Origin of the sequence: Aeromicrobium senzhongii (genome assembly GCF_014334735.1) — a bacterium.
GTDB lineage: Bacteria > Actinomycetota > Actinomycetes > Propionibacteriales > Nocardioidaceae > Aeromicrobium > Aeromicrobium senzhongii.
On sequence record NZ_CP060587.1, the window covers coordinates 1,450,626 to 1,473,793 of the forward strand.

Annotated in this window: 18 protein-coding genes and 1 tRNA gene; 9 read left to right on the forward strand and 10 right to left on the reverse strand. The window is 68.3% G+C overall.

Annotated elements, in window-relative coordinates:
- Entirely contained in the window at positions 1-276 is a 276-nt protein-coding gene (locus H9L21_RS07325) for a hypothetical protein (RefSeq protein WP_154595073.1), read from the forward strand.
- Between the two features lie 9 nt (positions 277-285).
- Here H9L21_RS07325 and H9L21_RS07330 read toward each other — a convergent pair.
- The 3 genes from H9L21_RS07330 to H9L21_RS07340 all read right to left on the reverse strand — a co-directional run bounded on the left by H9L21_RS07330 (position 286) and on the right by H9L21_RS07340 (position 2,006).
- Positions 286-359: transfer RNA gene (locus H9L21_RS07330), tRNA-Gly, on the reverse strand.
- 75 nt (positions 360-434) lie between these two features.
- Positions 435-1,154: a GAF and ANTAR domain-containing protein gene (locus tag H9L21_RS07335; RefSeq protein WP_187411906.1), complete on the reverse strand. Its 720-nt coding sequence runs from the start codon at positions 1,152-1,154 to the stop codon at positions 435-437.
- Between the two features lie 195 nt (positions 1,155-1,349).
- A complete protein-coding gene (locus H9L21_RS07340) occupies positions 1,350-2,006 on the reverse strand; it encodes a response regulator transcription factor (protein WP_255467441.1) in 657 nt (218 codons plus the stop codon).
- A gap of 89 nt (positions 2,007-2,095) precedes the next feature.
- Here H9L21_RS07340 and H9L21_RS07345 point away from each other — a divergent pair, with 89 nt between their 5' ends.
- Entirely contained in the window at positions 2,096-3,076 is a 981-nt protein-coding gene (locus H9L21_RS07345; RefSeq protein ID WP_154595071.1) for a TIGR03557 family F420-dependent LLM class oxidoreductase, read from the forward strand.
- Positions 3,077-3,128: 52 nt separating this feature from the next.
- Here H9L21_RS07345 and H9L21_RS07350 read toward each other — a convergent pair whose 3' ends face one another.
- The 4 genes from H9L21_RS07350 to H9L21_RS07365 all read right to left on the reverse strand — a co-directional run bounded on the left by H9L21_RS07350 (position 3,129) and on the right by H9L21_RS07365 (position 11,308).
- A complete protein-coding gene (locus tag H9L21_RS07350; protein WP_154595070.1) occupies positions 3,129-3,911 on the reverse strand; it encodes a CPBP family intramembrane glutamic endopeptidase in 783 nt (260 codons plus the stop codon).
- Positions 3,912-3,949: 38 nt separating this feature from the next.
- Positions 3,950-6,460 (reverse strand): ATP-dependent helicase HrpB, encoded by a 2,511-nt coding sequence (gene hrpB, locus H9L21_RS07355; RefSeq protein ID WP_222865874.1) that lies wholly within the window; start codon positions 6,458-6,460, stop codon positions 3,950-3,952.
- Between the two features lie 18 nt (positions 6,461-6,478).
- Positions 6,479-9,610 (reverse strand): M14 family metallopeptidase, encoded by a 3,132-nt coding sequence (locus H9L21_RS07360; RefSeq protein ID WP_154595069.1) that lies wholly within the window; start codon positions 9,608-9,610, stop codon positions 6,479-6,481.
- Positions 9,611-9,688: 78 nt separating this feature from the next.
- Complete coding sequence (locus H9L21_RS07365) at positions 9,689-11,308, reverse strand: DEAD/DEAH box helicase (protein ID WP_222865875.1); 1,620 nt, start codon at positions 11,306-11,308, stop codon at positions 9,689-9,691.
- A 252-nt stretch (positions 11,309-11,560) separates the two neighbouring features.
- Here H9L21_RS07365 and H9L21_RS07370 point away from each other — a divergent pair, with 252 nt between their 5' ends.
- From H9L21_RS07370 to H9L21_RS07400, 7 genes are all read left to right on the forward strand, one after another.
- Positions 11,561-11,935: a PaaI family thioesterase gene (locus H9L21_RS07370; protein ID WP_222865876.1), complete on the forward strand. Its 375-nt coding sequence runs from the start codon at positions 11,561-11,563 to the stop codon at positions 11,933-11,935.
- Positions 11,936-12,317: 382 nt separating this feature from the next.
- Positions 12,318-12,896 (forward strand): dihydrofolate reductase family protein, encoded by a 579-nt coding sequence (locus tag H9L21_RS07375; RefSeq protein WP_154595068.1) that lies wholly within the window; start codon positions 12,318-12,320, stop codon positions 12,894-12,896.
- A 53-nt stretch (positions 12,897-12,949) separates the two neighbouring features.
- A complete protein-coding gene (locus H9L21_RS07380; RefSeq protein WP_187411908.1) occupies positions 12,950-13,396 on the forward strand; it encodes a hypothetical protein in 447 nt (148 codons plus the stop codon).
- Between the two features lie 248 nt (positions 13,397-13,644).
- Complete coding sequence (locus tag H9L21_RS07385; protein WP_154595066.1) at positions 13,645-14,424, forward strand: hypothetical protein; 780 nt, start codon at positions 13,645-13,647, stop codon at positions 14,422-14,424.
- 562 nt (positions 14,425-14,986) lie between these two features.
- Positions 14,987-16,048, forward strand: coding sequence for an ABC-three component system protein (locus H9L21_RS07390; protein ID WP_154595065.1), 1,062 nt, complete (start codon positions 14,987-14,989; stop codon positions 16,046-16,048).
- On the forward strand, positions 16,045-16,527 hold the full coding sequence (locus H9L21_RS07395; RefSeq protein ID WP_154595064.1) for an ABC-three component system middle component 2: 483 nt from the start codon (positions 16,045-16,047) through the stop codon (positions 16,525-16,527). The genes H9L21_RS07390 and H9L21_RS07395 overlap by 4 nt, the downstream gene beginning before the upstream one ends.
- Positions 16,527-18,350, forward strand: a complete 1,824-nt coding sequence (locus H9L21_RS07400) for an ATP-binding protein (RefSeq protein ID WP_154595063.1) — start codon at positions 16,527-16,529, stop codon at positions 18,348-18,350. The genes H9L21_RS07395 and H9L21_RS07400 overlap by 1 nt, the downstream gene beginning before the upstream one ends.
- 191 nt (positions 18,351-18,541) lie before the next feature.
- Here the strand turns inward: H9L21_RS07400 and H9L21_RS07405 are convergent, their stop codons facing one another.
- The 3 genes from H9L21_RS07405 to H9L21_RS07415 form a co-directional block, all read right to left on the reverse strand.
- Positions 18,542-19,264 (reverse strand): alpha/beta fold hydrolase, encoded by a 723-nt coding sequence (locus tag H9L21_RS07405; RefSeq protein ID WP_154595062.1) that lies wholly within the window; start codon positions 19,262-19,264, stop codon positions 18,542-18,544.
- 20 nt (positions 19,265-19,284) lie between these two features.
- The gene (locus H9L21_RS07410; protein WP_154595061.1) at positions 19,285-20,109 is read right to left on the reverse strand and encodes an alpha/beta fold hydrolase; all 825 of its coding nucleotides are present in this window, start codon (positions 20,107-20,109) and stop codon (positions 19,285-19,287) included.
- A 118-nt stretch (positions 20,110-20,227) separates the two neighbouring features.
- The gene (locus H9L21_RS07415) at positions 20,228-22,981 is read right to left on the reverse strand and encodes a helix-turn-helix transcriptional regulator (RefSeq protein ID WP_154595060.1); all 2,754 of its coding nucleotides are present in this window, start codon (positions 22,979-22,981) and stop codon (positions 20,228-20,230) included.
- Between the last annotated feature and the right edge of the window lie 187 nt (positions 22,982-23,168).

Below are 23,168 nucleotides of genomic sequence, written 5' to 3' on the forward strand. Positions count from 1 at the left end.
GTGGTGCAACGCAGCCCCGGCGTCAACGAGGTCAGGCTCATGGGGGAGTACGGGTGCGACTGGCCGCTGTGGACCGATGACGGCGGCAGCGACCGCAGCGACTGGCCGATGCTGTCCGATGCGATGGCCGAGCGGCTGCGCGCATGGGCGGTCGAGGCCGAGCCGGACCACCGGGTGAATCACCTGCCGGGGCCGGACCCGGAGGTGACCCAGAGACTGCTTCGCGATCTGCGCCGCGAGCTGGGCGACCGGTACAGGATCGTCACCGTCCTCTAGGCCGGCCGGTGGAGCGGACGCGAGGATTTGAACCTCGACCCATTCCCTGGAAGGGAAGCATGCTGCCACTACACCACATCCGCGACGCCGGTCTCTGCCGAGACCGACAGGTGCCAGTATGCCGATCTCCGGGACCACTCGGATGCCCGGGGTGAGTTCTAGCCGGCCGCCAAGTCCTGGGAGGCGAGCCTGATCCCGCCGCCGGAACGGGGGTGAGGATCGTCTTGGCTCTCGACCCGGAACGAGCCGTCGAGGACCTGTTGGGCCAGCACTCGGAGCTTGACGTTGCGATGCTGCGAGTTGCGTACGAGAAAGCCGAACGCTCGGTCCCAATCGAGTCCGTAGCGTTCCATGAGGATGCCGACCGCGGCGCCGATGTCCTGCCGAGAGTCGACGGCCCTGCTCAGGTGCTCCACCTGGTGCGCCGAACGGAGCAGGACGGCGCCGTAGCTGGCGAAGAGCTCGACGAGGTGCGTGGTCAACTCGTCGAAGGCGCCACGTCGGCGGGAGTAGAGGTTCAGCCCGGCGACCTGATCGGTGTGGGTGAGCTGGACGGCGGCCTGGGAACCGACGCCGCGTCTGGCTGCGAGCGGGCCGTAGTGGCTGAAGGGCTCCGCATGGACCAGGTCGTTGACCAGGACCAGGCGTTCGTGGGTGACCGCAGCGACGCAAGGGCCCTCGCCGACGTCGTACTGGAGCTGGTCGCACTCGTTCGCCAACGCATCGGTGGCCGCGACGGTCCGAAAGCCACCGTCGACGTGGACGGTGATGCTGGCGAAGTCGACACCGGGGATGCTCTCTGCGGCCAGGGCAGCCAATGACGTGAGTGCCGCCGCCCGCGCCGAGGGCGCGGGGGAGCGCATCGTGTCAGCCGCCATGTGGCGTGTCTCCATCCGATCGACGTCCGAAGCCGACGTCGAGCCTCTCGAGGCTGGACCGTGGCGTCCCATCAGGCGAGACCGGGAGCCGCAGTTGCGGCCCCTCCGCGCATCACCGGTGCCAACCTAGGCTTTCGCGCCGGGCCCACACCTCACCCTTAAGGGTGAATCACTGCCGGAGGCGGGCGGGGTGGATCACTCGCTCGCTGCGTCAGGCCGTGCGGCCTTGATGGCGTCAGGTCGAAACCCGTGATCGACACCCCAGAGGACCGCCCGAGTCCGACTGTCCACGCCGATCTTGCGATAGGCCGTCCGGATGTTCGTCTTCACGGTGTTGATGCTGGTGAAGGTGCGTGCGGCGATCTCCTCGTTGCCGAAGCCCTGGGTGATCAGCGCGATCACCTCGGACTCACGGGCACTCAACCCGTACTCGCGGCCGGGCCACTGTCCGAGGTCCGCGTCGGGCGACGCCGGATAGTCGGAGCTGACGACGCCGCTCTCGCCACGAGCGATCCGCTCGAGCGCGTCGGCCAGCTCCTCGGCCGTCAGTCTCTTGTCGAGGAAGTCGATCACCCCGAACCGTGACCACGTCTCGATGAGCTCGGGTTTCAGGCTCCAGCTGTAGAAGACGTACCGCTCCGCGTTCGCGGCGGCCAGGACCTCGTTGATGTCGCGCGTCTGTGCGAACGAGTCGATGAGCGCGATGTCCACCCGTTCGCGGCCGGGCTGATTGGTGGAGACCTCCACCACCTGGATCCGATCCTTGAACGGCTCGAACATGCGCGCCAGGCCCTGAACCACCACGTCGTAGTCGTTGACGATGGAGATGCGGACCGGCGTCTGGGGCTTCACCACCCCACGGTACGGGACCGGGCTGGTCCGAGGCGGCCGCGACCTCGGTGGCCGAGAGTGAGACGTGCTGTCCCGGGTACACGAGCACCATGAGCCTCTCCATCGGATGCACCCTCATGTGCGAGCAGTCCCCGCCGACGAAACTGGTGTCGTACGCCCAGGCCGCCGAGGAGGCGGGGTTCCCCTTCGCCGTCATGAGCGACCACTTCAACCCGTGGCTCAAGGAACAGGGTCACAGCCCGAACGCGTGGGTGACCCTCGGAGCGGTCGCCCAGGCGACGCAGACGCTCGAGCTGATGACGTACGTGACGTGCCCGATCGGGCGCTATCACCCGGCGGTGGTGGCGCAGCAGGCCGCGACCCTCGGGGCTCTGAGCGAGGGACGCTTCTCGCTGGGCCTGGGTGCGGGGGAGAACCTCAACGAGCATGTCGTCGGCGAGGGCTGGGACCCGGTCAACGTGCGCCACGAGCGGTTCTCCGAGGCGCTCCAGATCATCAGTGCCCTCCTCGACGGCGGGTACGTCAACTTCGTCGGTGACCACTACCGGGTCGACTCGGCGAAGCTCTGGGACCTGCCGGAGTCGCGGGTGCCGATGGGCGTCGCGGTCAGCGGGCCCCAGTCGATCGAGGTCGCTGCTCCGTGGGCCGATTTCATGATCGCGGTCGAGCCCGACGGCGATGCGGCCACGGCGTTCGACGAGGCGACCCGCGCGATGACGCCGGCTCGCAAGGTGGGTCAGCTGCCGATCTCGTGGGACACCGACGCCGACCGGGCCGTCGCTCGGGCCCATGAGCAGTTCCGGTGGTTCGCCGGTGGCTGGAAGGTCAACGCCGAGCTCCCGGGACCGTCGGCGTTCGACGCGGCCACCCAGTTCGTCCGGCCCGAGGACGTGGCCGACCAGATCCCCTGCGGCAACGACATCGACGCGGTGATCGAGGCCGTGCGGCCGTTCGCCGAGGCAGGGTTCACCGACCTCGCGCTGATCCAGATCGGCGACGAGGGGCAGGACCCGTTCTTCGAGGCTGCGCCCGACATCCTGGCGGCGTTGGAGCAGGAGTTCGGGGCCTGAGCGAGCGGGGGCGGGCTCGGACGGTCGGAGGTCCTCGCCGTGATCCCGCTGCTCAGCGGTCCGCTGACGATGCTCCAGGTGCGGCGCGCCGTGCTCGGGTCTTGCGACCCGACGACGCAACAACGGCGAACATCACGAGTTGGGCGGCCAGGACGGTCATGCCGGCCACCACTTCGCCGCGACCGAAGCTCAAGCCTGCATCGATGCTGCCGATCCCCGAGCTGATGGCCCAGGTCAACGGCCACATCGACAGCAGGTTGTTGGTGAGGGCGAAGACCGCGCCCAGGACCAGTCCGACCGCGGCGAAGCCGAGCGCGGTGCCCACGGGTACGGAGCCCAGGTGATAGACGCCGAACGCGAGGGCGGTCAGCACGGGAGCACACAGGTAGCCGAACGCTCGCTCGAAGCTGAGCTGCAGCCAGCCGAACAGGAAGAGCGGTTCCCACAGGACGGTGAGGTTGTAGAGCAGGTGCGTGACCGGATCCACGCCGGCGCCGCTGGCCCGGTCGAGCAACGCAGGCAGGCTGCCCATCGAGACCACGGCGATCAGCAGCGCCCAGCGCCACCGGTGGCGCGTGATTCCCAGGCCCGCGAGGTTGCTGCCATCGGCCCGGTTGGCCATCAGCGGCAACAGCGTTGCCACGAGCAGACACGCGCCGCCGAGGAAGAGCAGGAGCGACAACGGGACGGACCAGTCCCGCACGACTGACTCGCCCCAGTAGAAGAGCCACATCGCCGGAACCGAGGCGATGGCGAGCCACGTCCGGCGGGTGGGTTCGAAGGCGGTCGCACGACGCACGGCGACCGGCGCGTCGTCGGTGATGAAGTCCGTCATGGTGGCACGAACCTAGCCGAGGCTCTGCTGGCGGCGGCTCACCTTCGAGCGCGGGGCGTGTTGGTCCGTCGGGTGGCGGGAGCGCTGCGGGGATCGTCGGGCCAGGAGTGCTTGGGGTACCGCCCGCGCAGGTCTGCGCGCACGGCCGGGTAACCGGTGTCCCAGAAGGAATCGAGGTCGGCCGTGATCGCTGCCGGGCGGCGGGCGGGGGAGAGCAGGTGCAGCAGGAGCGGCACCCGGCCACCGGCGAGGGCGGGCGCCGAGGACCAGCCGAAGACCTCCTGGAGCCTGACCGCGAGCACCGGTTGCTCCTGGGAGTAGTCGATCCGCACGACCGATCCGCTGGGGACCTCCACGCGCTCCGGCGCCAACTCGTCGAGCCGGCTCGCCTCGGGCCATGGCAACAGCGCCCGCAGGGCGCCGAGGATGTCGATGCGGCGGAGGTCCTGCGCCGATCGGACCCGCGCCAGCTGCGGTCCCAGCCACGACCGGAGGTTCTCCGTCAGCGCCTCGTCGCTCACGTCGGGCCACGGGTCGCCCAGTGCGCGGTGAAGGAAGTCGAGACGAGCACGCAGCGCCGTGGCCGCCTCGGACCAGGTGAAGAGACCGATGCCTTCTGTCTCCAGTGCCTGTCGGATGGCCTCGGTCACGGCCTCGGCTGGCGGGTCGCTGAGCCGGACGGAGCCGAGCTCGATCGCGCCCAGCAGCGTGCGTCGGCGCGCCAGCACCCGCCCGCCGGTCCAGCTGACCTCGTCCACCTCGGTCCACAGCGAGCCGGCAGCCTCCAGCGCGAGGTCCTCGGTCAGCGGGGCAGCCGACCGGATCCGGGCCTCACGCTGCCCGGACCGGCGATCGGCATCGCCGATCGCGAGCCACTCCAGGCCGGCCAGAGGACCGGGGTCGCGCTGATCGAGCGCCGCGCCCGTGCCGGAGGTCATCAGGTAGCTGGAGGAGCCGGAGCGCTTCCGCGCGATCCGGTCCGGGTGTGCCAGCGCGACCACCAGACCCACCGCCACGTCATCGGTCAGTGCCGCGCCGCGCTTCTCGGCGCCATGCTCCTTCGCGATGGCCTCGAGCCGGGTCACCTGGGTGCGCCACCCGCCCGCCCGGTGGCCCGCGCGCAACGAGCGGAGCGCAGCCACCAGGTCGGCGCCGGGAGCCCGGACGTCCTCGCTGAGCATCGCCACGACCTCGGCGGCCCGCCTCGTCCCGACGAGGCCGGCACCGTCGATGAGGGCCCGAGCCAACCGGGGGTCGACGGGCACGCCGGCGATGACCCGGCCTCGGGCCGTGGCGCGTCCGTCCTCGGTGATCGCTCCGAGGTCCAGCAGCACCTGCCGAGCGGCCGACATGGCGTGCTCCGGCGGCTGGTCGAGCAGCGCCAGGTCGCGCACGTCGTCCGTTCCCCAGCACGCCACCTCGAGAGTGAAGGCGGTCAGGTCGGCGGTGGCGATCTCGGGCTCGGGGTGAGCGGCCAGGTGCGCGTGCTCCGCCTTGGACCAGCACCGCAGCACGGCGCCCGGACCCAGGCGGCCGGCGCGGCCCGCGCGCTGCTCGGCCGCTGCCCGGCTCACGGCGACGGTGACGAGGGAGGCCAGTCCGCGACGGTGGTCGGTGCGGGGCTCGCGCGAGAATCCGGCATCCACCACGACACGCACGCCGGGCACCGTCAGCGACGACTCGGCGACGGCGGTCGAGACGATCACGCGGCGACGTGGGCCCTCGGTGAGCGCACGGTCCTGCTCGGCGCCGGACAGACGTCCGTGCAGGGGATGCACGTCGGCGTCGACGCCGGTGAGACGACGCATGGTCGCGTCGACCTCGGCGACACCCGGCACGAAGACCAGGACGTCACCCTCGTGCTCGGCCAGAGCCCGGCGCACGGTCGCGGCGACGTGGTCGTGGAAGGCGGGAGTGATGCCGCGATCGTCGGTGCGGCGCGATCCCGGCGGCAGCGGACACCAGACCGTCTCCACGGGGTGCAGGGCACCGGGGACGCTGATCACCGGAGCGCCACCGATCAGCGCGGCCGTCCGTTCGGCCTCGATGGTGGCCGACATCGCCACCAGGGCGAGGTCCTCGCGGAGGTTGGCCCGGATGTCGACGAGCAGGGCCAGGGTCAGGTCGGCGTCGAGATGGCGCTCGTGCACCTCGTCGAGGACGACGGCGCCCACGCCGGCCAACTCCGGATCGTGCTGGATCCGCCGCAACAGCAGTCCGGTCGTGACGATCTCGACCCGCGTGCGTCGACTGGTGCGCCGGTCTCCGCGGACGGAGTATCCGACGGTCTCGCCGACCTGTTCACCCAGCAGGTGCGCCAACCGGCGGGCAGCGGCGCGGGCCGCGATGCGACTCGGTTGCGTGACGACGACCCGTCCAGCGACGACGTTCGCGACCGCGGGCGGGACCAGGGTCGTCTTGCCGGTGCCGGGGGGAGCGTGGACCACGGCGATGCCGCTGGCGCGGAGCGCCTCGTCGAGAGCGGGCAGGCCCGCAGTGACCGGGAGGTCGGGCGGTGCGGCGAGCAGACGGCTCAGCGGGTCGGACACCCCTGCAGTCTGCCTGCCTCAGTCGAGCAGGTGCGCCATCACCCGCTCGACGAACTCCGCCCGTTGCGCGGCGGTCTGGAGCCCTTCGGCGCCGAAACCGGTGAACACGGTGTCCTTGGTCAGTGTCGCCGAACCCTCTTCGAACGCCCGCTGCGAACGCTCCCAGGTGTTGGTCTGGCGGGATCCCTCGGGCGCCGGCGGGGTGGTCCAGCCGCCCAGGTCGGTCTCGAAGGACGTCGCCGTCGTCTCGGCGCCGTCCACGATGACGTGGGCATCGTCGACGAACACGCCGAGACCCTGGGTGACCCAGTCGCTGATGTAGCTGATCGACACCTCGACCTGCTTGCCGGCGAACGGCGTCAGGTCGAGGTTCCAGTCCTGCCAGCCGTTGCTGCTTCCGGTCGCCGCGTTCCACTCCCCGGTGGAACCCGTCGGCGAGCAGTCCGCGCCCTGGTAGTGCGCGACCTGCGGGTGGATGTCCACCCAGCCCTCCGGGCACGCTGCGCCCGTGGACTGTGTCGTGTGGCCGTTGGTCTCCGGGAGCGTCGTCCAGTTCTCGGTGCCGACCTCGCGGGCCTCGACGACGAGGAAGTCCCAGTCGGTCTCGGTGTCGTACGAGACCTGGAACTGCAGCGCACCCGACGTCGCACCGGTCAGGTCGACCGTGCGGGCGAGCCGCTTCCAGCCTTGGTCCGCCACCTGGCTGAAGGCGTACCAGTCGCCGTCGACCGGATCGAACGGAGCCGCTCCGGGCCGGTCCCATTTCAGCGGAGCGGAGCTCCTGAACTGGGGGAACTCGTCGGGGGGCAGGAAGCTGGACGTGGACAGCAACGAAGCCGTGTGCTCCTGGTTGTCGGGGGAGTCCCCGCCGTTGAGGGCGCTGGCGAAGCCGGCGAACGGTCCGCCGTCCTCACCCCGCACGCCGTACGGTCCGTCCTCGCCGGTGGCACCGTCGCTGACGTAGTTGTAGGCGCCGAGCCAGTACTGCTGGAAGTCGTTCTCCAGCGTTAGGCAGGGTTCGGCGCGCACGGTGCACTCCGGTGGTGCGGTCGGACTGAAGAAGTACGACGCCGCGGTCGCCTGGCCGTATTGGTTGTACTGGCCGGTGACCAGCGCCTTGCCACCCTCGTTGAGGTAGTCGCGGACGGTCAGCTCGAGGTCGTTGGCCAGCTTGGCCGCGGTGCCGCCGGGTTGCTCGACGGCGCGGGTGATGATGTCGTCCCCGGACTCCCAGACGATCGCGTCGTAGTGGGACAGCACCCCGAGGTGATGGGGAGCGACCCGGCCGTTGACGTCCACGTCGTAGACGTCCGAGGAGTACCCGGCGGCGGTGAGCGCAGCGGCGTACTCGTCGGCGTACTTCGCGCTGGCGACGCCTTGGACCGGACTGATGCCGGTGACGTCCTCGGCGGCCAGGATCAGCACGTCGCCTCCGATGTCGTTCGCCACTCGATAGGTGAACGGCGTGCTGCTGACGCTGGTGCCCTTCCCGCCGCCGTGCCTGCCGCGGCTGCCGTGGTGACGGGAGCGCGGCTCGGTGCCGGTGAACCACACCTCGACCGAGTCACCCGGACGGGTACGCTCCACCTTCCCGCGGAACTCCGCGTAGTAGTCGTCGTGGGTGTCGCCGTAGCGCTCGCCGCCCCTCCACTCGCGCACCTTCACCGACTGCGTGCGACCACGGTTGATCCGGTAGCGCAGCCGCAGATCCTTGAGGGCGCGCTTCGCGGTCACTGCAACCGGCTGCGTCCTGCCGTGCGACACGGAGAAGGGGTCGGCCACCAGCGCCGGGGTGTCACGTCCGACGACCGAGACCGGGTCGTCCGGATCCTGGGCCGAGGCGGCCGTGGCCAGTGCGAAGGGGATGTTCTTCTCGAACTCGGCCTGGATGAGCTCCTCGTCGTCGGGGAAGTTGAAGCCGCTGACGCAGTCCTCACTCACCCACTCGTCGTCCGGGACCGAATCGGAGACCGTCTCGCAGGTCGTCATCTCGGGGGTGAAGCCGAGGGTTCCGTACTTCACGGTCGCGTGCGTGTCGGTGTCTCCGTTGGTGGTGTAGAGCTCCGCGGAGATGTCCGGGTCGTAGCCCGGGACGGCCGGCTCGGCGTCGTCGCCGGCCATGGCCACGTTGATCACGTCGTCGGGGGATGGAGTGGAGACCTGCCAGCCGATGCCGTAGAGGAGGAGCTCGGCGGCCGAGTGGTAGTTGATGTAGAACTCGAAGCCGACTTTCCTGAACAGTGAGTCGAGCGCCTTGGTCTCCGGCTCGGAGCCGGCGCTCGGCCCGCGGTACGTCTCACTGGTCGGGTCGGGGGAGGAGCCCTCGTTGTCCCAGCCCCACTTGGTCTTGAAGTTGCGGTTCGGGTCCACGCCGTCGCCGGGCGTGATGGCGCCGTCGCCGTTGTTGTCGCGCACGTTCTTGCGCCACAGGCGGTTGCCCTCGGTGAAGGTGAGGTCGTAGCCGTCGGGGTTGGACACCGGCAGGAACCACAGCTCGGTGGTGTTCACCAGCCGGGTGATCTGCGCGTCGGTGCCGTAACCGTCCAGGAAGTGGTGCATCAGCCGGCGCACCATCTCGGGGGTGATCCACTCGCGGGCGTGTTGTGCGCCGCCGTACAACACGGCCTTGCGCGAGCCGTCCCTCATGTTCCGGGCGTTCTTGGTGACCTTGAGGGCGAGGATCTCCTTGCCCTGGACGGTCCGACCGATGCGGACGAGCTTGGCGATGCGGGGATTCGCGGCCGCGGTGGCGCGAAGCTCGTCCGCGATGCCGCCGTCCTCGCTCCAGGAGCGGTAGACCGAGTAGCCGGCCCGCTGCTGGGCGCGGGCAGCCTGCGAGGCCTTCTTGCCGTCGACTTGCTTGACCTTGGCCTGGAAGCCCGCGTCGCGGACCTTGGCCGCCTGGCGGCCCGTGACGATGAGCTCGAGGCGTACCTTCCCGGCCCCGGCGCTCTCCTGCATCACGTGCTGGGTGTCGATGCCCAGCTCACCGAGTTGCCCGAGGTTCGCGGTGGGGCCTTCGACGACGTACACCTCGAGGGCGTCGCTCTGTGGTGGGGCTGCCGCGGGTTGGCTCGCCGCGGGCAGGGTGGAGAGACTGAGTCCGGCCACCAGGACCAGGGCACCGAGGGGAATGGTCAGGGATTTCATGGGGCCCTCCGGGGAGCGATGTTACGTTCCAACTTGATGTGAGCCCGGTCACACGTCAAGAGGTCAGAGGATCCGGATTCAGGCGCCTTCCTCGGTCAGGGTCGTGGGCGGGAGCCAGTCGGCCCCGAGCAGCTCGGCGAGTTCGGACAGGCCGGTGGTGTCGCTGCCGGCCGTGTCGGAGGCGGCGGCGATCCGCTCGACCATGACCTTGCCGACCTGTTCCTCGACGGTGCCCTCGGCGTAGGCGATGTGCCACGGCGAGACCTGGTGGTCGCGGTGCGTCCGTCCGGTCACCTGGCGTCCGGCGATGCCCGAGAAGCGCGCCTGGTGGAAGACGCCGACCCGTGGGTCCGTGCTCGCCTGGCTGCCGTCGGCCAGGGTCTCGCCGGCGTGCAGGCTGATCGAAGCGACCGTCGTGAACACGCAGACCTTCGCCTGCCCGGTCTGGAACCGGAGCCGCTCGGCCTCGACGTCGAACCGGTCGCGGCCGTAGATGGTGGCGACCTCGATGCCGCTGTCGCGCAGCCGGTCGGCGATCGGGTCGGCGGCGGTGGCGACGAACTCGACGGAGCACGCGACCTGGCGCTCGGCCTCGACCTGCTGGGCGATCCAGGCGACGGTCGAGTCGACGCGGATCAGTCCGGCCTTCTGCCGGAAGCGCAGCAGCGCGGAGCGGCCCTTCGCGACGCTGCGGCCGCGTCGGGCGATGTCCATCTCGCGGCAGAACTCGCCCCACTCGGCCTCATAGGCACTTCGCTCCGTCGGGGTGAGCGTCACGGGCATGCCGGAGATCGGCACCGGTCCCCACGGCGCGGCGCGGTGCAGCATCGCGGGCGGCTGCTCCTCGGCCAGCCAGCCGCGCACGAGTTTGAGATCGGCCGCGCGCCGGGCCGGATCGGTGGTCCAGGTCGCGCCGTAGCGTCCACGTTCCACCCCGACGCCGTGGCGCTCGAGCGCGGTGGCGAACGCGGCTCCGGGCTGTGTGGCCGAGGTCCACTCCTTCATCGGCTCACCGAGCACCTGCGCGTAGGCCGGAGCGAGGTAGGGCAGCTCGAGCGGCGTGTGCCCGGGTGTCGCGGTCGTCGCGATGACGAACGGCGCCTGGTCGTGCGGCCGCCCGTGCCCGGAGATCCGCGCCCAGAGCTTCCACCGCTTCGTCGTCGTGCGTCGCAGCGCGTGGGCCTCGTCCGCGATGATGACGTCCCAGGGGTGGTCCTTGACCTTCTCCAGACGGTCCCAGGTGATCACCACCCACTCGAGGCCGCCGTCGCCCAGTGCTGTGATGGTGCGGCACCAGTGGCCGATGGTGATCGCAGCGGGCCGGTCGGCCACGACGAGGACCCGCTGAGCACCTCGGAGGTCGCCCACCGCCGTCGCGCCGAGGACGGCCGAGATCGTCTTGCCGACACCCGGCTCGTCGGCGAGCAGGAACTGCCGCCCGCCCGCTGCGGCCCGCGCGGCGATCGCGTCGGCTGCTTCGTACTGAATCTGCCGGGGCTCCAGGTCACCCGTTGCCTCGGGCTGAGGCGTCGGATCGCCGGGGTTCAGCGAGTTCTCGATGAATCGACCGAGCGTGTACGGCCCGGGGGAGTAGGGCGCGAGGTGCGCGGGCAGCCCGCGCCCGACGTGGAGATGGGTCTTGACCGCCGGATGCCACGTGGCACCGTCGACCTGGGTCCCGTAGGGGACGTCGAGCACCCATACCCGCTCACCCGGTCCGGCCGCCGGCAACGGGCGCGGTTGCTGCCGCGGCTTGCCACGTCGGGTCGAGGGGCTGCGCCGACGAGCACTGGATCGGCGAGTAGTGGCCACCCTCGGACGCTACCGGGGCGCCCGCGGTGAGGAGAGTTGGCTCGCCCGAGTCCGCTGCCCGGTGACCCAGGCGCGGACGTGCCGCGCCACATCCCGTTGCGAACGCATCTTTGTGGGGGTCACGGGTACAGAGACCTCGTGACTGACACCAAACACGGCTTTCTCACGATGATCGGCGCCCCTTCCCCTGAGGCAGCCGACGGACAAGCGACGTTGACGATGGATGCCGATGAACGTCATCTCAATCCGGCTGGCACGGTTCACGGCGGCATGCTCGCCACCTTGGTCGACACGACGATGGGCGCAGCCATCCTCAGCGTCGTGGAGGACGAGACGCCCGCCACCAGTCAGCTCACGGTCACCTACCTCCGGCCCGGGAAGCCTGGTCCGCTCACGGTCACTGCCACGGTGCGCAAGCGCGGCGACAGGCTCACCATCTGCGAAGCCGAGGTGGAGCAGGATGGGAAGTCGCTCGTGCACGCGCTGGCCACCTTCGCACTCAAAGAGACCTGACAGGCCGACACGCGGTGGAATGGGCGACCGTTGGTCGTTTCAGTTGTCGGACATGGAGGCGAAGTCGCCGCTCCTCGTCATGGCCGTACTCCACGACGAGGCCAGACGAATGCAGTGCGGTCTGAAGAACGATGTGCGTACAACTGTTCCGCGCGGACACCCGCTCGCGACACTCGCGGTGGTAAGACGCAGATCCTGGAGTGCGCGACTTGCGGCAGATGCGGGCGCGCCACTGAGCCTGGGCCTCGGGACATGTCTGCGCACATCCGTCTTGCGGTTCCGCGCGGCTGAAGGGGCGACATCTGCTTGCTTCGTCAACTCGGATAGTTGATGGTCGAAGTCACAGCAGATAGCCGCCGCTTCCGTGGCAGAGGAGTACACGATGACCGCGACCTACACCTGGGACGTCTTCTCCACACTGGACGGCTATGGCTCGTTCGGCCCGGAGGGCGACTGGGGCGGCTACTGGGGCAAGCAGGGACCTGAGCTGCTCGACCACCGCGCCGCTCTCTTCGACGCCGAGCAACGGATGATCTTTGGAGCCACCACCTTCCGGGAGAACGCCGAGATTCTGTTTCGCGCCGACGACCCGAACAATCAGGACGAGTGGAACCTTCGGATGCTGCGAATGCCCGCCACCGTCATCTCCTCCACCCTGCATGACACCCTCGGCTGGCCGAACGCCACCATCGTCAGCGGCGACGCTGTCAACATTGTCTCCAGGCTGAAGGACGAATCAGACATCCCTCTGCGCTCACAGGCCAGCTTGTCGCTGAACTGGTCGCTGATGGCCGCAGGTCTGGTCGACCGCCTTCAAGTCACGATCTTCCCTGCGATCTCAGGGCGGACCGGAACCAGTCCCATCCTCAAGGGAGCGGGCGATTTCGACCTGGAGCTGCTGGAGAGCCGCACCTTCGACCGGCGCACCCAAGAGCTGGTCTACCGACCTAGTCGCCGCTAACCACATACAACCCAGGCAACTTCCGCCAACTCCGCCAGTGAGAGGTGATGAACATGTCTGACAATGACGAGATCGGAAAGCTCTCGGCTACGCAGCCGAACACCGATCTGAAGACGCTCGACAAACTGGTAAGCACCTGGACCGTGTCGGGTGGGGCTGAGGGCACGGTCATCTACGAGTGGACCGAGGGAGGGTTCTTCCTGCTGCAGCACGTCGACCTGGGCGGCAACCAGGGCCTCGAAGTCATCGGTCACGAATCCAAGTACGGCGAGGAACCGAGCGTCGACATCCGGTCTCGTTACCACGGATTCTCGGAGGGAGAGACCCTCGACTACACCTATGAGGTCCTCGACGACACGCTCGCGATCCGGATGGGCGAACGCGGATCGCTGGCGTACTACCAGGGCACGTTCGATCAGGAGGGAAACACCCTCACGGGCGCGTGGCACTATCCGGACGGTGGCGGATACTCGACGATCTCGACCCGCGTGGTCGACTGAAGATCGAATCTCGGCATGAGCGGATGTGCACCTGGCGTGCGTGCCCATAAGCGGTGTTATGACGCGAGGCCTTCGGCGAGCGTCCCGTCGCGCAATGATCACGCGGGCGGGAGTGTGGACGGCCTCGTCCGGAACACATTCGACGGACATCGGGCGGCACACGAACCTAAGGTGGCCGTGTGACGACCGCCCGTGTCCTGACTGGTCTGAGCCGCACGGTCCCTCCGGGCGTGGGCCTGGGTGTGTGCGTGGCGCTCAACTACGTGGTCGCGTACGCGATCCTCGAGTCGCGCTACGGGTCGGTGTTCTTCATGTCGGACGACACCCGCAGCAGCGTCGTGTGGGTCCCGCTCCTGGTGGGCGTGGTGGTGGGCTGCGCCCAGTCGTTGTCGTTCGGCTTCCGTGTCGCGGCGGGTGCTTCGGTTCTCACCGTTGTTCTCAGCTATGCGTTCCTCTTCACACGCCTGGGTCTGCTTTCGGGGACGCTGATCCTGTGTGCCATGGGTACTGCCGCGGGATGGGCAGTGGCATGGGCTCTTGCCCGGTTGACCTCGAGGCTCGTGCCGGCGTCGCGCCTTCTCCTGGCGGCCGTCGTGGTGGCCTCGCCGGTCAGCGTCGTCGTTTCCAAGGCGACTGCCGCTGGTGATGAGGACTTCGCTCGCGTCCACACGTCGTCAGATGGGCCGGCCGTGCTGATCCGGGTAGGGGGCGACGCCCATCAGCACGCCGTCACCGGACGACTGGCCGACGTCGACGGCTGCCTGGGGATCGTCGACGCGGCTCCCGTGCCCGTCCGTGGCCGCGATCCCCGATCCCTGATCGAGGCAGCCGAGTCAGGCAGGGCCGTGGTGATCTGGCCGTCGGGGACGACTGTCGGGTCCGATCCGTACACCGTGTCCAGCGAGGGACGCACCTATCAACTTGGCGACCACGTGACCGTCGGTGGGTGGTGGGTCCGACTTGACGAGGACGACCCGTTCTACAGCCAGACACCCGAGGCCTGTCTCGCGAACCCCTTCATTTCCTAGCTCGGCGCCGTCTTGTCTCGGGTCCTCCTGCGTATGCGCACGCTCGGCGAAGCGACGCGCTTTTGAGGTGCGGCGCGTCAGAGGCAGATGGGTGCGGTTCCATCTCTGAGGCAGCGGCTCGTGGACGATGATGTTCCAGTGATCGATGGAGACTTGACTGGCTGGTTACCCGCCTAACGGTCCCTGCCCATTCGCCGACTGACATGACAACGGCTCCGAGAACGATGCTCACGATCAGCGACTGCCTCATGAGGACTCGTCCACGGCCCGAGTTTTGGGATTGGCACGCGAACGTCGATGAGACCACCCTCGCCCGATTGGAGCTTGCACCCGAGGCGAACGTCACCCCAGTCGCGCTTCGTACCGCTGATGCGAACTCACTAGTGCTCGCGATGGGTGAGGTCTACCAAAGTATCGGCCGTCCCTTGTCGCGGCTTTCCAGTGGCGGGTTACACCTGGTTAGCAGGGCGGGCACAGCGCGAGTCTCCTGCGGCAAGGAGCTGCGACGTACTAAGGTCGCCGCAAACACCTGCCGCGAGGCCGTACCTCAAGAAAGTGACCGATGGACTACGTGGATCTGCCAGTGCCGCCTGATGGCGCTGAAGGACCAGTAGTTCCCCGTCTTTCTCCTCGCCAACTCGTCGCTGTCTACGAGCCAGGAGACTGGGAGTCGTTTGTCCACGAGTGGCTCCAAACGCGAGATGGCTACGCGCGGCTCGTACGCCCTTCCGGGCCAGGCGACGAAGGGATCGACGTCGCCGGGCTGGCCGACGCGGATGGGTTAGAAGGAGTCTGGGACAACTACCAGTGCAAGCACTATCAGGCTTCCCTTACGCCAAGTGACGTCTACCCCGAGGTTTACAAGGTGCTCAGAGGGGTTATCAAAGGGGCCTACGTGATGCCGCGAAAGTACTACTTCGTGGCACCAAAGGGATGCGGCACCAAGCTTGGGAAGTTGCTCAGCAGTCCAACAAAGTTTCGAGAATCATTCCTCAAGCTGCTTGAAGATGACCCGCCGGCTTGGTTATCAACGAAGCCCGAAGAGGAGCGGAATGAAGTCGCCGAACTCGCGGCGACGACGAACTTCCAGCTCTTCAACGAGATTCCGGTCGCAGACGTCGTCAAGGAACACTCGAGCCATCCCAACCACGCCGCGCGATTCCAAGTCGCCCTCTCGCGCCGTGGTCCGGCCGAACGGCCGCCCGCGGAACCGGCAGCGCTGGAAAGTCGATACGTCGAACAACTCGTCGACGTCTACTGCGAACGCTTCGGCTTGCCGGCCCCGGGCACGCTTGAGGATGTAGTGGGCCATGACCAAGCGCGGGAGCACCTCCAGTGGCAAAGGGTTGCCTTCTACAGCGCCGAGGCGCTCAAGCGGTTCGCCCGCGATGAGGTTCCGGACGGAACGTTCGAGGCTCTTGCCGATCAGTTGCATGCAGGCGTCGTAAATGTGCATGACGATGACTACTCCTCGGGGTACGCCCGTCTCTTGGCTGTGCTCAACACGGCTGGAAACCTTGCGCTAGGTGCCAACGCGCTGCTTCCCCGTGTCGAGATTCAAGATCGCCACGGCATTTGCCACCAACTCGCCAACGTCGACCGTCTGGTGTGGGTGCGGCCATGATCCAGGTACTCAACGGCCCGATCGAGATGGCACTTCGTGTCATCGCTCTGCTGGACGCCTACGAGGATGTTCCGCTTAGTCGGGAACAGCTGATCCTTCTGGACCACGCATTGATTCACAGTGCCGACTACGACGGTCCTCCCAGTCTGCACCCACCCTTGCCGGCGCGCGAAAGTGAACTCTCGGTGAAGCGCAGCCAGGTCAACGCTGCCCTGCAACTGCTCGTACGAGCCGGCCTGGCCGATATTCAGAGCCGGGGACCGGAAGTTGGCGTCCGGGCGGCCGACGGCGCGCGGCCCTTCCTGCAGCTCCTCGAGACTCCCTACGCACGTCGCTGCGGCGAGCTCGCCCGCTGGACCCGAGAGGTGTTCGGCGAAGCAAGTGTCATAGACCTGGATCGCCGGATCGGGCTGCTCGCGGCCAGAAGCGTCCCGAACCGCCGCGATGCCGAAAATCGCGACTCAACTACGGAGGATTGATGACCAGCATCACGCTACGGTCGCTCGCTGTGGTCGGGAGCGGAGTCCCTCCGGCGGTCGTCGAGTTCGGTGACGACCTCACTGTCGTCCACGGTGCGAGCGACACAGGAAAGTCATTCGTGTTTAACGCCATCGACTACATGCTCGGCGGGAAGTCGATTAGGCACGTAAGGGAACTCGACGCCTACGACACCGCACTCCTCGCTCTAACCCTTGCGGATGGCACCGAGTGGACGCTGTCCCGGGGGCTGAATGGCGGAGCATTCCAGCTTTACAACGGCCTTCACTTGGTCGAGCCCACAGCCGGGGGTGAGAAGTTGGCGGCAAAACATCATTCGGAGAACGATGAGAACGTCTCGGCTTGGCTCTTGGCCAAGAGCGGCATCGGTCGCCGACGAATCCGCAAGAACGCGAGCAACGCGACAGTCGGTTTGAGTTTCAGGGACGTGGTTCGCTTATGCATGGTGGACGAGGTTGAAGCAATCTCCACGCACTCGCCTGTAGAGACTGGTCAGTTCACCAGCCGCACGAAAGAGCGGTCAGCATTTCGAGTGATTCTTGAGGACTCCGACGACGCTTCCCTTGTCGACATTTCCTCGGCCAGCGACAGGACCAAAAGCACGAAGTCGCAGCAAGATGCACTCGGGCGCCTGCTTGGTCGCCTGCAGGAAGAGACCGGCTCAAGCCTCGAGAGACCTCAGGTTGAGGAACAGCTTGAGCGGCTCGACCTAAGCCTCACAGACGCGATCGGGAATCTGACAAGCGCGGCAACGGAAGCAGAGCGGATACAAACCGCGCAGGCCCAATTGTCCAGGACTCTGCGCGAAGTCGGCGACTCCATCTCGGACCGACAGACCCTCATCGCGCGCTTTTCTCTGCTGGGTGAGGCGTACCAGTCCGACCTGGAGCGGTTGGACGCGGTGGAAGAACTTGGCTCGCTACTCGGCTTCTTCGGTGAAGACACCTGTCCGTTCTGTGGCGCGCCCTCAACCGCCTGGGAGCACGCTGAAGTCGAGGGAGATGTACTTCGCGGCTTGGTTGAGTCCGAGAGGGACAAGATCCGTCTCCTCGGATCGCAGTTACAGGACACGCTCCGTGCCATGCAGGTCGACCTGGCCGCCGATGAGGAGAACCTCGCCAACCTGCGAGCGTCGCACGACGCGCTGGTCGCGGAACTGGCGGAGTTGAACGGACGAGTGTCGCCGATCAGCGTAGAGATGCGCGAAGTGATGGACTTGCAGAACCAACTCCGCGAGCGCGTCGCGCGGTGGGACCAGATAGCCGAGATCGAAGAGTTTCGTGACACTCTGGGCGAGACGGAGTCCCCTGAAGCTGAGCCGAGCTCGTCGCCGTTGGGTTCGCTTTCAGAGTTCGAGCGGCAGATGGAGTTGGTCCTTCGGGCCTGGGAAGTACCTGGCGTGGACTCGGTGGCCTTTGACCAGACGAACTGGGACTTGGTCGTTGGCGGCCGTCCGCGTGCAGAACGCGGGGCTGGCATGCGAGCTCTGCTGCACGCTGCGTTTACGGTCTCGTTCGCTGAGTTCTGCATAGACAACGAGCGTCCGCATCCAGGATTTGTCGTGCTTGATTCGCCATTGGTCACCTACCGGGATCCCGAGGACGAAACAAGCGTCGACTTCGTTGGTGGACAGGTCGCCGATGCGTTCTATAGCTACCTTGGCAATCAGTTCTCGGGACAGGCGATCGTTTTCGAGAACACGCAGCCACCGGGCGCTGGCCTCGGAAGTGCGTTGCTGCACACCTTCACTCGTTCAAAGAAGAAGGGGCGGTACGGCTTCTTCCCGTTGTCTGCGGAGGACTGACGTCGCTGGCGTCGTTCTGGGCGGAAGGACGCAACCTGGAGGCTGCGGCGGGAGGTCTGCAGGGACCGCCGGTCCCTGCAGAATGGCGAACCGCATCGCCTCACCGATCTGGGCCCGGCCCTTGCGCGACGACTGGCCGGTCGTCCACGCGCTGCATGCATGGAGGACCGACCACTCAGCCGCATCCACCGTCAGTCGGCGGTGGCTTTGGCGGCCTCGTCGATGACCAGCGCGACGGTCTCGGGTCGTGAGACCGTGACGGCGTGCGAGGCGTCGACCTCGACGTTCTTCGAGCCGGCGCGGTCGCCCATGAACCGCTGCGACTCGGCCGGGACGGCGAGGTCCTGGAGCGTGACGATGTTCCATGTCGGGACGTTCCTCCAGCCCGCCTTCGTGGCCTTCTCCTCGAGGGCGTCGCCGATGATCGGCCGCTGGGTGACGGCCATCAGCGCCGCGTCCTCCTCGGGGACGTCGGCGGCGAAGACTGCATGGAACTTCTCCTGTTCGATGTAGAGGTCGACGGCCTCCGCGTTGTCCGGCGTCGCCACCGGCACGGGGTGCAGCGCCGACCCCAGCTCTGCGCCGGGGAACTTGGCCGAGAACTCTCCGGTGCTCTCACCCTCCTCGAGGATGAAGCTGGCCACGTAGACCAGCGCCTTCACGCCGGGGTGACCGTCGATCGCCTGGCTCATCACGCTGCCGCCGTAGGAGTGGCCGGCGATGACGATCGGGCCCTCGATGCTGTCGAGGACGGTGCGCAGGTACTCGGCGTCGCCGTGCAGGGTCCGCAGCGGGTTCGCCGCCGCGATCACGGGGTAGCCGTCGCCCCGCAGGGTCGCGATCACCTCGTTCCAGCTGGAGGAGTCGGCGAAGGCGCCGTGGACCAGGACGATGGTGGGTTGGGTGGTGGCCATGATGGGTTCCTTTCGGTGGGTCAGCTCTGGGTGAAGGCGAGGAGGTCGGCGTTGATGACGTCGGCGTTGACGGTCGCCATGCCGTGGGGGAAGCCGGGGTAGACCGTGAGCGTCCCGTTCGGCAGCAGCTTGATCGCGACCTCCGCCGAGGCGCCGATCGGCACGACCTGGTCGTCGTCGCCGTGCATGAGCAGTGTCGGCACGTCGATGGCACGCAGGTCCTCGGTGAAGTCGGTCTCGGAGAAGGCCTTCACACCGTCGTAGTGCGCCTTCGCGCCGCCGGCCATGCCCTGTCGCCACCAGTTCCAGACGATCCCCTCCGAGGCGTTCGCGCCCGGCCGGTTGAACCCGTAGAAGGGACCTGAGGCGACGTCGAGATAGAACTGCGACCGGTTGGTCGCGACGCCCTCGCGGAAGCCGTCGAAGACCTCGATCGGCAGGCCGCCCGGGTTCGCCTCGGTCTGCAGCATCAGCGGAGGAACGGCGCCGATCAGCACGGCCTTCGCCACGCGGCCGTCACCGTGTCGAGCGACGTAGCGCGCGACCTCGCCGCCGCCCGTGGAGTGCCCCACGTGCACGACGTCGTGCAGGTCGAGGTGCCGGACCACGTCGGCGGCGTCGGCCGCGTAGTGGTCCATGTCGTGCCCTTCGGCGACCTGGCTGGACCGGCCGTGGCCGCGCCGGTCGTGCGCGATGACGCGGTAGCCGTGCTGGACGAAGAACAACAACTGGGCGTCCCAGTCGTCCGAGCTCAGCGGCCAGCCGTGGTGGAACATGATCGGCTGCCCCGATCCCCAGTCCTTGTAGAAGATCTCGGTGCCGTCGTCGGTGGTGATGGTCGCCATGGCGGACTCCTCGCAGGTGGCGACCGGCGATCTGCCGGTGTCCCACCACGGTGGTCCGGTGCGAGGCTGACAGCGTCAGTCAGATGACTGCACGTCCACTCGGCGATGACTGCAGTCGTCAGTGACGGGCTGCGTCGCCGAGGGCGTCGCGCAGTGCCGCCCGGCTGGTGATCCCGAGCTTGGGGAAGATCCGATAGAGATGCGCCGACACGGTACGCGGGGAGACGTAGAGCCGGGCCGCGATCTCGCGGTTGGTCAGGCCGCTCGCCGCCAGCTCGGCGACCTCGAGCTCCTGCGGCGTCAACGAGTCCGCACCGGTCACCGTGGCGGTGCCCCGGCTGACGCCGGTCGCGCGCAGCTCGGTCGCCGCTCGGTGCGCCCACGGTACGGCGCCCAACCGCTCGAACCCGGCGCGGGCGGCGTCGAGCTGCACGCGCGCGTCACGCGTACGGCGCAGCCGACGCAGGCGCTCACCGAGGGCCAGGCGCACCCTGGCCAGCTCGAACGGCCACGACTCGACAGCCGGGAGGGCCACCGCCCGTTCGAACAGCCCGGGCGCCTCAGCGTCGGGGGCCACCATCGCCGCCGCCGCGGCCGTGGTGAACGCGAACCGCGGGGTGATCCGGCCGAGATCGGCCTGCTGCAGGACGGCCGCGTGATGGCGTGCCTGAGCCGTGCGGCCCGTGTGGTGCGCTGCCTCCACCAGGTCGAGTCCGGTCCAGACCGCCTCTGGGTTGTGGGTGCCGAGGCTGCCCGGCTCCGTGATGCTCACGGCGTGGGCGTAAGCGGTCTCGAAATCACCGTGTGCGAGGGCGGCTTCGGTCAGCGCGTGCCGGGCCCAGTTGGCCACCCATCCGAACTGGCGCGGCTCGGCCCAGTCGAGCATCGCCCGGCACTGGGCGATGCACGCGTCCCGGTCGCCCCGATTGGCCGCGACGAGAGCCAGGCCGTACAGCGGGCCCCAGGTGTAGAGCCGGTACCCGAGGTCGGCGCACAGGTCCTTGGTCTCGTGAGCCGCCCGAGCAGCTGCGTCCCACCGTCCCGACCGGTAGTCATCGAACGCCACCATGGTCAGGGCCAGGACCGCCGAGCCGGCGGCACCGCCCTCCCGCCCGTCGTGGACGACGCGGTCCAGCGCACCTCGGCAGCCGGCCAGACGGTCCACGTTGAAGGCGGCGATCACGGTACGGACGATGTGCGCGACGTCCATCGAGTCATCGAGCCCCGTGATGGCCCGATCGAGCTTCTCCAGCGTGGCGGGGGGTACCACCAGCGGGTCACCCTGCGCCGCGGCGATCACGACCGCGTCGGTGATCGCGGAAGGGGGGAGGCGCGCGACGATCTCGCGCAGGCTCTCCCAGTAGTCCGCGCGTCCGGCGAACTGGCACACGGAGGACAAGGTGTAGACGGCCTGGGTGAGGTCGTCCCCGCATGCTTCCGGCCGATCCAGCGCGGAGCGGATCGCATCGGTCAGCAGTTGGTGGGCCGTCGTGACGTCGGCCTCGCTCGTGAGCAGCAGGTAGCTGGCCGTGACCGCCGCCTGCAGCGTCTCGGCCGCCGTCGGGTCGCCGCGCGTCACGTCGCGCAACAGCCGGGACGCGTCCTCGAGCCGGCCCGTGGAGAACGCCCCGATGAACGCGGCGTCCGCCAGCCGACGGTTGCGCTGGGTGCGGTCCGGGCTCAGGTCGGCGGCCCGCATCAGTCGGGTGACGGCTCCGACGACGTCACCGCGCTGGAGCGTGCTGCGAGCGCCGGCCTCCACGGCCGCCGCCGTGTCCTCGTCCGGGCAGAGCGCGGCCTCGGCCAGGTGGTGTCCGCGTCGCTCGGGGTCGGTGAAGACCTCGGCGAGTGCCAGGTGCACGCCGCGGCGTTCCTCGAACGTGGAGCGGTCGACCATGACGCTCTTGATCAGGGGATGGCGGAAGGTCATGTGGCCCGCCGCGTCATCCACGAGGACGAGATGGTCGAGCTCTGCCGGAGCGAGGTCGTCGAGGGTGCCGGTCAGGCTGGCTGCGGCGATGACCGCCAGGTCACCGGACCCCTCGAGCGCGGCGAGCAGCATTAGCGAGCGCGTCGCGCTGGGCAGCACGGCGATCCGGGCGTTGTACAGCGCCTTCACCTCGCGCACCGTCCCGTCGACCTGGCCGCCGGTCCCGGTGGGTCCTCGTCCCGCCGAGGCGAACTCCAACAGGGCCAGCGGGTTCCCTTGGGTCTCGTGGGCGATCTCGCGGTGCACCCTGATCGGGAGGTGCGCGAACTGGTGCGCCAGCAACTCCAACGACTCCGCGTCCGCCAGCGGCGGGACGACGACGTCGCGCCAGCCGGTGCGGTCGAAGAACCCGCCGGCACCGGGACGCGCCGCCGCGAGCAAACCGAGCCGGGAGTCGTCCAGGCGCCGTCCGACGAAGCCGATGACCGACGCGCTGGCTCGGTCCACCCAGTGCATGTCGTCGATCACCACCAGCAGAGGCAGCTCGGCGGCGGCCAGGCGGAAGAGAGTCAGGGCGGCGTCGAACACGGCCAATCGGTCGGGGATCGGCGCGGACCCGATGCCCAATGTCGTCTCGAGGGTCGCGCGGGTCGCGTCCGGCAGCCGGGGCAACCAGGCGGCGAGCGGGACGACCAGCTGGTGCAGGGCGGAGAAGCTGACATCGGACTCGTACTCGACACCGGCGCCGCGGACCACCCGCATCTGCTCGGCGTCGGCGACATCACAGGCAGCGTGCAGGAGGGCTGACTTCCCGACGCCCGGTTCGCCCGTCAGCAGCAGGGCACCGCCGTCGACCGCGGCCTTGCGCACGAAATCGGTGAGGGCGGCTACCTCGCGCGCGCGTCCTACGAGGCGGGGCGTCGGCGGATGCGCGTTGGCCATGATGCTCCAGGAGCCCGCGAGTCGCGGGACGGCGTTGGATGCTGCTGGTCAGTGAGCTCAAGGCTAGAGGCTCGACGCTTCGGAGCGCACCCCATTTCTCGCTCTCTGGCCAGAGCGGGGAGGTGGGCCGGCAGGGGGTGACCCTTGGCGGTGTTTGCATGATGAACTCTGGTGCGGTGATCGCCAT